Here is a 9,845-nt window from a genome sequence, read left to right on the forward strand (position 1 = left end):
ATAGGCGTGCTGACGGATGACGGCCCCATGAACACCCATCGCGGCCCTGTGGCTGGTGCCGGCAAAGGTCGGCTTGATCGTAGGTATTCGAACCGAACGGCGATGAGTCTTCCAGCCGTGCTCATCACATCTCTTGCAGATGAGCATCCGGCTATTATCCAAAACGTGTCAACTTTGGGGTTCAAGCTCCGCTCGGAATACAGAGTTACGGTCGGACGGTTTCTTTCACTCAATATACCGGGGCTAACTGCCTACTCCGGATGGGTGGCGTGGTCGTATCTTGACCAATTTGGGCTTGATGTGGCTAACGCCATTCCGGAGCCGGTCATCGAGCACATCATCGCGATGGCGTTACAGGCCAGCGAGGGCGTTCACCATGAGGTCAAGCGCCGGAATCTCGACATTTGATGGCCCGGTCAGCCCCCATGAGTGATCGAGAGGTCTGGATACAGGCGGCCGCCATCCTGGCAGAACACGGCGAACATACCCCAAATTATATCGTCGATCAGATGGTCGCTGCCATCGGCGACCCCGTCGCCGTAAAGGATTGGCACCGCATTGCCGCTGCAGTCGATGTTATTAAAGGCACGTGGGCATCTACTGCAAATTGCTGATCTCGAAATACGCTTCGGATCGTCGCGGCTGTCGCACAATCCCGGTGAGGGAGGCCGTCACACTCTGGCTCCGGCCGATCTCGTTATCTTGCTGCGCACCTTCCCAGAACATGACGAGCGGCCAGCGCTCGGGGCAATGATGCCAGAGGCACCGCAGGGCTAGGCGCACCGCTGGCGTGTCCACGCGACCGCTGACAGTCTCACTGAGCGTGGCTCACAGAACCTGGACCGCCAGATTGATTATGAGTCGTGTTTGATGATGCATTTGCCACGGCACCTATCAGGAACAGGCTTGTAAGGAGTCGATGTGACGGGACGGTGTCGCCTATGCACGAGCAATGATGAGGACGCGATGATCGAACACGTCGCGGCCTATATGTCAGGCAGCCGGATAGAGCGGCTCGAGGATCGGGCGCCATGGAAAGAGGCCAGCGCTACTTGGAAGGCCGCGTTTAGAGAAATGGCTGTCGCTGCTTGGCAGGCACTCACGCTGCCAGCGGTATTTGGATCCGGTTACTTAACTCGACCGACGGACACTATCCTCCTGAGGATTCGCTTATCAGCCATCAACTATTTCTTAACCAGAAAAAACCGAGAATGTGTCAGCGAGCGGAGTCATTTCGATCGACATGACTTAGTGCGATACGATCCGAGGGCTCTATGCAGATCATTATTTATATCAGCAGAGCCAAGCAGAACTTTACGTCAGGTGATTTGGCCGACCTTCGCGACCTCGCTGATGCCAGAAACCGTTCTGAAGATATTACTGGTCTTCTCCTATCTGACGGTGCCCGCTTCATACAAGCGCTGGAGGGAGACGCTGCCGCAGTGCAGGCTGTGATGAATCGGATTGCTAAAGATTCGCGTCACGATAATATTAGCTACTTTAGGCCTATTACGACCAATTGTCGCCAATTCAGAAAATGGACAACCGAATATCTAGCTGAGAGAGACCTTGGCGAAGAAAGGGGATTCCTTGATCGTGTGATGAGACATGTCGCAGATGTTGAATGCGACTCGATAAAAGCGGTTTTTATTGGATTTGCCGCTCTTTCACTAAGTCGGCGATTGACAGTCTAAATCCGACTCATGCAGTCCCTTGTTATCATAAGGGCATATCTGATCTGTGGCTGTGAACGACATAAGAAGGTCAACGTAGACCAGTTCTTGGGGTCCGAGGCTGTGCCCTTGATGATCCGGTTCTTCCGGTGCGGGCGGCGGCAAGCGCCCGAAGACCGCGCGGCCTAGGGCGGCTGCATCGGGGCGCGCAGGCTCGACGACGAGCCGATCAATGAACCTGACCGAAAAGCGCTAACTGCCTTGGGACGAGGCGCTGCTGGACTATTATCGCACGTTCAGCCGCTCAGCTCGAGGCGTAGCTCGACAGCGTCGCCAGACGAGCAGAGCATACACGCCATACGCCGGTTGCTCTTTGCTATTGCGTTCGCTTGGGAAGTCAAAGCTGGCTGTGGCAGTCGTCAGTTCGTCCATTGGAAAGGTACGCCCCTAGAAGAGTGGCCAGCGCTCGCCGCCAACCGAGTTTGCGCGGCTGCCACTACCGTTCGCCATGTATTTTACCCCACCAGTAGCAGCGACATACGCTGCACGACTTGCCTGCTGAAAGTGGAGCACCTGCTGCCGGGGCACTGATGCGGCGTTTGGGTTGCCGAATGGCTGCTTTCAGATAGCGGATCTCCAACCCCAGCGTCTGACCCTGGGCGTACATCTGCCCGGCCGCTTTTGAGCGCCGACGGTCCGCCATGCAGTGTCGGAAAATCCACGATATTCGCCAATCGGGGTTGGCGACGGCGTTTTGCGGCGATCGGGAGGCTGCCGTCCGAAATCACCTGTTGTTGCACAGTTGTCATTACGACCGGGCTTTCCACACATTTGACTAGGGTATGACGATCATGGGAAGAATTACGGCCCGACCGCTTTAGGGACGCTCAGATTGCGCGAGTGGCCGTTTGTTCACCTCGAATTACGGGCGTACGCGCCCGTATTTCGGCTATCAATGCTCATAAATAGCCAATCCCGTAGCAGACATTATGACAGTGGCCTCTGAGACCTGTGAGTCGACGCCGAAAGTGGAAACTGGTAGATCTTTGCGAAGCCATTGAGTCTGCGTCGAAGCTTTACAGGGGCTGGTATACCAAACAGCGCTGATCGGCACTCCTGTATTAGTGCGGGGCATCTAATTATATGACCGCGTTGCGATATCTGCGGCGTTTAGTAGCTTGACCTGATCGTCAAAGCGCAGAATCGTAGTCGGGCGCTGTCCGACCTCGACGACTTGCAAGACTTCGGTCACGACGACTTCCGTAAGGTTTTCAAATGCAGGATGACCAGAGAGACGTCCGACGGGGCGTCCGACGGCCGCAGCAGCGACTTCAGGCGACAACCCCATGCCCGGAAGGGATATGCTGGCGTTCTTACCCGTAATAACAGTCATGCGTCTCGAGCCGTACGGCATCGGCAGCAGGATCGTTAGCGATAGGTGACCGTCAACAAGACGCACCTCGCTTATCTCGATCGCATTCGTACGCGGAACTGCTCGCACGACGGCGAACTTCTCCGGGTCCACCCCGTGGTAACGCAATATCGCGGCAGAACAATTGCTAATTGTAACGGCCACTGGCCGATCCGCTGGTTGCCGATCCTCAGTCGGAACACGTGCAGTCATATCAGGAAAACCGGTTTTATCATTTGTGCTCCGGCGTATTTATGTCGGTACTGACGGCCTATACTTTTGGAATGCTTTAGATTTGATTGTACTTACGTGAGCGTAGGAATGCGGTGGATGAACCACAGCCGCCAATGGTTTTCATTTATCTATGCCATCAAGTATTCTTAATCAGACTTTAACCATCTATGGGTCAAGCATGCGGGGCCGTAAGGGATGACACTAAATGATGGATAACCTACTAATAACGACGTTCGCCGAATCGGACAAGGTGGCGAATGCGGCTGATGAAATAGAGAAAGCTGTCTGGTCCCGTATGGGATTCCTAAACTTCTCAGAGCCGTTCGTTCATTACTTTGATCTGATGGAGCGATATCCGGAATATCAAATTGCCGTCATCGATCGTGATCGTGACTATGTTGTGGCAACTGGCAACCTCATCCCGATGTTTTACGACGATCCGTCTAACTTGCCGGAGCGTGGCTGGGATTGGGCGCTTCAGTGCGCTGCCGAAACGACTAGCTGTGCACCGAACATGGTGGTGGGCCTCTCTGTTTCCGTACCGGACGCACATCGTAATCGTGGGTTGGCCCGCGTGGTGCTCGGTGCGATGCGCAACCTTGTAGAGAGCAAGGGCCTGGGCAAGCCGTTTCTCCCAGTGCGGCCGACCATGCTTGAGCAGCATCTCGATATGGATATCGCGGACTACGCAATATTGCGGCGGGAGGATGGTCGGCTCTACGATCCATGGTTGCGAAGTCATGAGAGGGCGGGGGGGCGCATGGTCAGTCTTTGCCGCAAATCCATGGTCATCGAGAAACCGGTCGGTTTTTGGGAGGCGTGGTCGGGTCAGCTTTACGAACGGTCCGGGAACTACCCTATCGCGGGCGGGCTGGCGCCTGTGGCGATCGATCTCGAGAGAGGGATGGGAAGCTATGTGGAGCCGAACGTCTGGTATAATTGATCGGCGCAGGCCGAGCCTGACCTCCATCGCGGTTCGAAAGCCTGCGACCACGCAGGCGCGCTCAATCATCCGTTATCAACTAAGCAATGCGGACTAGACAAGATCCCATTCCTTCTGGAGCACGGGATACGGGACGGGAAGAACAGGACCTAGAAGCGTCGCGTAAGTGCTAGTCCCGCGGTGCGCGCAAGGATCGGGCCCCACAGAGTGGCTGGCGAGATCCCTCCGCCGTTGTCGGCACCGGCGTAGCACAGCGAGTTCGTCACGTTGCGGACGTAGCTTTCCAAACTCCATTCTGCATTACCGGCATATCCCAGCCGCACGTCGCCTCGGGCGCAGACAGGCACCCGCCCAAAGCCCCGGTCGTCGAACGAGCCCCGTGCGCGGCTGGCGTAGAACGCCTCGCTCTGCACGTACAATTCGCCGTTTCGAAGTGGCGTTTGTAGGCGCAAAGTCGCGCTCGTGGTTAGCGTAGGATTGCCTAGACCACCGCAGTCGGAAAGCGTGCAGCCGCGATCGCCGGTCTTAACCGTACGCGTCCAGGCGCCGGTGAGCGCCAGACTGACGTGACGGCCAAACCGCAGCGCCGCCTCCGCCTCAATGCCGGTGCCCCGGACCCTACCGATATTGATGACCTGCGTACTGCGGAGCACCGGATCGAAGACGTTGGCCTGCAGGTCGTTGTAGATGTAGTGAAAAGCCGTAATGGCGGCGGTGCCGCGACCGTCAGGAAGTCGGCCTTTCACGCCCAGCTCAACGCTGCGGACCGTTTCCTTACCATAGTCGTCGGGCTTTGTGCCGGCGGGAACGAGATCGTAATCATCAAGCGGTTCGGAGGCGACGAGGCTGAACGTTCCAAACCCTCCCGCCTTCATGGCCTTGGTAGCGCTTAGATAGATCGTCCAGTCATGGTTTGGGGCCCAACGTGCGTAGACGCGCGGCGAAACGCCGTCCCAAGCCTGTGCCGCCCGGACGTAACCGCCAGTGTAGTAGGTCGAGAGCCAAACATTTCCCAACGTGCTCGCGACTTGCGGCACGTCGAGATCGAACCGCTTGTGATCCCACGTGTAGCGAGCACCTGCGCCGATCGTGAAATCCGGGCTGGCCTTCCAATCCACCGCCCCGTAGGCCGAGATACCCCAGTTGGCCGCTTTGGCGCGGTTCACGTCGGTCAGAATGCCGTCCGCCGCAGGTACAAAGACCCGATCGCTGCCATAGATGTCCGCCACCAACTGGTTGCAGTCCGGATATCCATAGCCTGGGCCGCAGACGATCTTCTCCGATATGCCGTTGGTATAACTGCCTTTCACGCGCTCATGGTAAGCCGAAATGCCTGCCGCCCATTGCAGCGGACCTTTGCCCGTCGAGACGGCGGTGAACTCCTGACTGGCATAGTCGCCGTGCTGTCTGACGCCGAACGAATCGATGACCAAGGGTGTGCCGTCGTAGTCCTCAAGATACCGATAGCGATGAGCACGTAGTCCGGTCAGCGAGGCAAGCGTCACCGAGCCTGCATCGTGATCGATCCGTAGGGTTAGCGATCCGACACGGCTGTGGTCACGCAGCTTCGATAGATCACTGTCGACGTCCCGCCGACCGCCCCGGATCTCCAGTTGTGGATTCAGTTCGCGTAGCAGGTCAATCACCGCTGCATCGGTGATCCTAGCGCGATGCGGTGTGCCGCCAAGTTCGCGGTCGTCATATTCACCCGTAAGCCGTACCGTCGTGTCATTGCCCCGATGAAGCAGTGATACACGAGTTGCGGCCACGTCGCGGGATCCCAATTGTTTCGCATTGGGGAAGCTCGCATTTTGTGACGATCCTCTCTCGGTTTCCCGATCAACGGCCGCGCGAAGCGCCCAACCATCGCCTAAAGCGGCGTTGTAAGCCCCCTGAACCTCAAAGCGGTGCCTAGTGCCCGCACGGATCGTCACGTAGCCTTCGGCCGCGTCCGGTTCGGGCGCCTTGGTGACGATTGCCAGAGCTCCGGAAATCGCATTGCGACCGAACAGGAACACCTGCGGCCCGCGTAGCGCCTCAACGCGTTCCAAATCATAGGCGGTGGTGATCACCGAACCTGTCCGACCTTGGTGAACGCCGTCTCGAAAAATTCCAATCGAGGGGTTGCCACCAAGCCCGTAGTCGTTTGAAACGATGCCGCGAATGGCGATGCCGTCGACGAAGTTGTTCTCTGCGAAGCCGGCAAAACCGGGCGTGAACCGTATAACTGCCTTGGTATCACCCAAATCCGCTGCGTCGAAGCCTTTTCCGGACAAGGAAGTGATCGCGGCCGGTACGTCTATTTGACGCTCCGATCGACGCTGTGCGGTCACGATGATGTCCCTTGGTTCGTCGACGTCAATTCGTGATGTGGGAAGCTGGGCTGATGACGTGGTCGAGACCGATCCCGTCAACATCGCACCTGCCACCAGTCGCGAGAGCAAGATTTGTGAGATACGAATTGCTATTTCGCCACGCGCAGCGACGCTACCGGATCGACGGTGAACCCCTGGGATACAAGTGTGTTCAATTCTCGTACATGGTCAGTTGCTTTGATAGGTGGAAGCGCTCGTCCGTAGAGCCACCCCTGGAACTGATAGCAACCAAGCGCCTGAAGAATCCGCGCTTCGCTAAGGTACTCGACGCCTTCGGCCACCACTTCGATGCCGAGTGCACGGCCAACGTCGATGACGGCTTTCACCAAGGAAGCAGAGCGCGGGTCCTGCAGCTTGCCGTCGCAGATGAAGCTGCGGTCTATCTTAAGTTTGTCGAAGGTAAAGTCTTGGAGGTAGCTCAGGCTTGAATAGCCCGTTCCAAAGTCGTCGAGACTGATCTTGAAGCCCATAGCTCGAATGGCGTCAAAGGTTTTCCGGGTATCGGCAGTTGAATTCAGAAGGAGACCCTCCGTTATCTCGAACATTATGTGCGCAGGGTCAGCGCCGCTTATGCGTAGTTCGCGACTAAGGGTGTTGATCAGGCCAGCGGTGCTGATCTGCAGCGGTGACAGGTTGATAGAAACCCATAGCCCCGGCCACCGCAGGGAATCACGGAAGGCCTGTGAGATAATCCAGTCCCCAAGTATGGGCATCAGTCCCGCTCGCTCGGCGATCGGGATGAATTCTGCTGGCGGCATCGCTGCCGCATCGTCCGCCGGCCAGCGCAGCAGGGCTTCCATGCCGCAGACGCAGGCGCTGCGGATATCGACGATGGGTTGGTAGTGGAGTTCGAAGCGGCTGGCTTCAAGCGCATCCTGAATCCGCGTTTCACGTTCCTTCCGCACAACGATCTGGTCGTGCATGCCGCGGTGATACACTGCGCAACGCGCGCGGCCGCCGTCCTTGGCCTCGTACAGGCCAATATCAGCGTTGCGCAGCAACTCGCTGCTTCCGCGGCCGTGATCTGGTGCAATCGCAATACCGACCGATACGCCAATGCGTGACGGCTTTCCTGCGAGATCGAAAGGCTCTGCGAAAGCGCGTTGTATGCGATTTCCAAAGTCCTCTACCGATAGCCACTTTTCCGCATGCACCAGAGCAAACTCGTCGCCGCCGAAGCGCGAGACGAGAACACTGTCCGGGAAACCATTTCGCAATCGTTTGGCGACGGTCTTGATGAGAACATCGCCGACCTCGTGGCCCCATGTGTCATTGACGGTCTTGAAGTTATCGATGTCGCAAAATGCTACCATTGCGGGATTTGAGTCAATCAGGTGGGGAGCAAGCAATTTGTTGAAGTGTTGCATGAAGAGACGACGATTGGGAAGCGAAGATAGCGGATCAAAGTTGGCAAGGAAACTGGCCTCTCGCTCTTTGTCGATCAGCGAGATTGTCATTTTCTGCATTCGGCGGAATGTTGCGACTAGCAGAAATGCGGCGATCGCGGTAACGATGACGAAGAGCGGCAAGACGTATTGTAAGAGGATCCGGCCTGGTCGGCGGGAGGCCCATACAAGTTGGACGATCGGTTGGCCCTTATCATCTGTTAAAATATATGTGCCCGAATATTTATGCGAGGACGTTAGCGGTCTTACATGAAGCCCGTTGATCAGCAACGTGTCGGCATAGGTCTGAATGCGCTGCTCATTGATTTTGACGGCGCTGACGATCAAATGCGGCCGCTGCCGCAAGACCACACGTTCAGTGACTGGCACGATCGTCATGACCGTTAGTATCACAGCCTCGCCGGCATCCCCGATGATATGCGAACTCCAACGGCCACGCGAGTTGCTGCCGAGGGAGCCAGGGTACGCTCCACGATGTGTCTCAATGTTCGCGTCGCGTATTCGGCGACCGTCCTCTTTGCCGCTGCGCACGATCCTGACCAGTTCTGCTAATTCGCCGCCGTAAGGTCGAAGCGAAGAGGGGGGAAGCTGCCGACCGCCTTCGTAACCGTAGACTGGCTTGTTATCCTGATCGAGTATCCAGACGGCATCGTGTCCGTTCACCTTGCTGAGATATTGACCGATTTCATTGTTAAACCAGTCAACATCCATAACCGATGTCGTGGTCTTCTCGGCTGCGACGTCCCAAAATGCGATACTCTGAATTTCGTTTAAGGCTTCCACCACGTCTTGGCTGACAGCATTGTCAATTAGCTGCCTTTGCGTGTTCATTGCATCGGAATTCATTGAGAGTCCGGCAAGCAAGATCGCAAGGATCCCGGCGAGAGCCAGGCATAACACGACGCTTGCAACGGTTGCAGTGGGCTTCACATGACGGGGCATACTGATCGTTGGAGGAACGTATGTCATACCCGATCGGCCTGCTCGTCTGCCTCCCCTAGAAATCATAGGCCAATAGTGTTTTAGCATCGTTTGAGCCTATGGTTAGCATATGCTTTACAGGCGGTTAAGAGGCATGTGCGGTCTGAACCGCGTGCCCGAGCCAATCAAGTGGTTGACCGATAACGGCAGCTGCTACACCTCTCGCAACACACGTGCGTTCGCGGTTGCTGACAACGCCGATCTACGAGATGCAGAAGTGCGCGGCAGCGTTAGCAGAGCGTTCAGCAGACTGGACTATGGCGGCGGCATGCCCATCACCGATCCAGACAATCGCGCCGAACTGATCGAAACCATCCATCAGCCTTGGAAGGCAACGCTAGGCGAATGCCTGCGTCGCTGGAGCGGACTTGATCCACTTAGGCGCACGCAAAGCTATCTGGTGATTGAGAAAAACAGCGGTAATAGGCTGACGCTGAATGCAGCTATGATCGCTATCATGGCTGAACGCCTGGTGGCTTGACGCCTATCGGGCGGGTCGCTCAGCGAGATTTGGCTCTCGCCGCACGATCGTCATCGGGAACCTTCACTATATCCCGAGCGACCGTGCCGGATCCTGAGGTGGCCCCCTAAATGACCTGACAGGGCCCCGCTCTTAGATAAGAGTGAGGCATATGACTGACGGTACGACCAGGCGTTACAACGATGGCGAGGTTCTCTCCGGTGTTCAGCGGCGGAGGCGGTGGACGCCGGAGGAAAAGGTCCGGATCGTCGAGGAGACGTATCTACCGGGGATGCGCGTGTCGCTCGTCGCCCGCCGGCACGGCATCGGTGGCAATCAGATCTTCACCTGGCGGCGCCTGA

At 56.9% G+C, this 9,845-nt stretch carries 9 protein-coding genes; 6 read left to right on the forward strand and 3 right to left on the reverse strand.

The features are described 5' to 3' along the window. The 3 genes from IFT87_RS19900 to IFT87_RS19910 all read left to right on the forward strand — a co-directional run. On the forward strand, positions 1-408 hold a 408-nt coding region (locus tag IFT87_RS19900), incomplete at its 5' end, for a hypothetical protein (RefSeq protein WP_206757242.1). Between the two features lie 17 nt (positions 409-425). Next, a complete protein-coding gene (locus IFT87_RS19905; RefSeq protein ID WP_192191725.1) occupies positions 426-614 on the forward strand; it encodes a hypothetical protein in 189 nt (62 codons plus the stop codon). A 660-nt stretch (positions 615-1,274) separates the two neighbouring features. Beyond that, a complete protein-coding gene (locus IFT87_RS19910; RefSeq protein ID WP_192191726.1) occupies positions 1,275-1,694 on the forward strand; it encodes a BLUF domain-containing protein in 420 nt (139 codons plus the stop codon). 1,114 nt (positions 1,695-2,808) lie between these two features. Here IFT87_RS19910 and IFT87_RS19915 read toward each other — a convergent pair. Next, on the reverse strand, positions 2,809-3,249 hold the full coding sequence (locus tag IFT87_RS19915; protein ID WP_152555370.1) for a hypothetical protein: 441 nt from the start codon (positions 3,247-3,249) through the stop codon (positions 2,809-2,811). Positions 3,250-3,523: 274 nt separating this feature from the next. Between IFT87_RS19915 and IFT87_RS19920 the strand changes: the two genes are divergently transcribed. Next, a complete protein-coding gene (locus IFT87_RS19920; RefSeq protein WP_192191727.1) occupies positions 3,524-4,261 on the forward strand; it encodes a transferase in 738 nt (245 codons plus the stop codon). A 149-nt stretch (positions 4,262-4,410) separates the two neighbouring features. On the opposite strand, the gene IFT87_RS19925 is transcribed toward IFT87_RS19920, so the two are convergent. Both IFT87_RS19925 and IFT87_RS19930 read right to left on the reverse strand, forming a co-directional pair. Beyond that, a complete protein-coding gene (locus tag IFT87_RS19925; RefSeq protein ID WP_192191728.1) occupies positions 4,411-6,594 on the reverse strand; it encodes a TonB-dependent receptor domain-containing protein in 2,184 nt (727 codons plus the stop codon). Between the two features lie 131 nt (positions 6,595-6,725). After that, positions 6,726-8,888 carry a bifunctional diguanylate cyclase/phosphodiesterase gene (locus tag IFT87_RS19930; RefSeq protein WP_192003760.1) on the reverse strand — a complete coding sequence of 721 codons (2,163 nt, stop codon included), beginning with the start codon at positions 8,886-8,888 and terminating at the stop codon, positions 6,726-6,728. Between the two features lie 247 nt (positions 8,889-9,135). On the opposite strand from IFT87_RS19930, the gene IFT87_RS19935 reads away from it, so the two are divergent. Together IFT87_RS19935 and IFT87_RS19940 are read left to right on the forward strand one after the other, a co-directional pair. Next, positions 9,136-9,504: a hypothetical protein gene (locus tag IFT87_RS19935; RefSeq protein WP_192191729.1), complete on the forward strand. Its 369-nt coding sequence runs from the start codon at positions 9,136-9,138 to the stop codon at positions 9,502-9,504. Between the two features lie 151 nt (positions 9,505-9,655). Beyond that, a partial coding sequence (locus IFT87_RS19940) for a transposase (RefSeq protein WP_192191730.1) occupies positions 9,656-9,845 on the forward strand: 190 nt, incomplete at its 3' end.

This window comes from Sphingomonas sp. CFBP 8765 (genome assembly GCF_014841445.1).
GTDB lineage: Bacteria > Pseudomonadota > Alphaproteobacteria > Sphingomonadales > Sphingomonadaceae > Sphingomonas > Sphingomonas aerolata.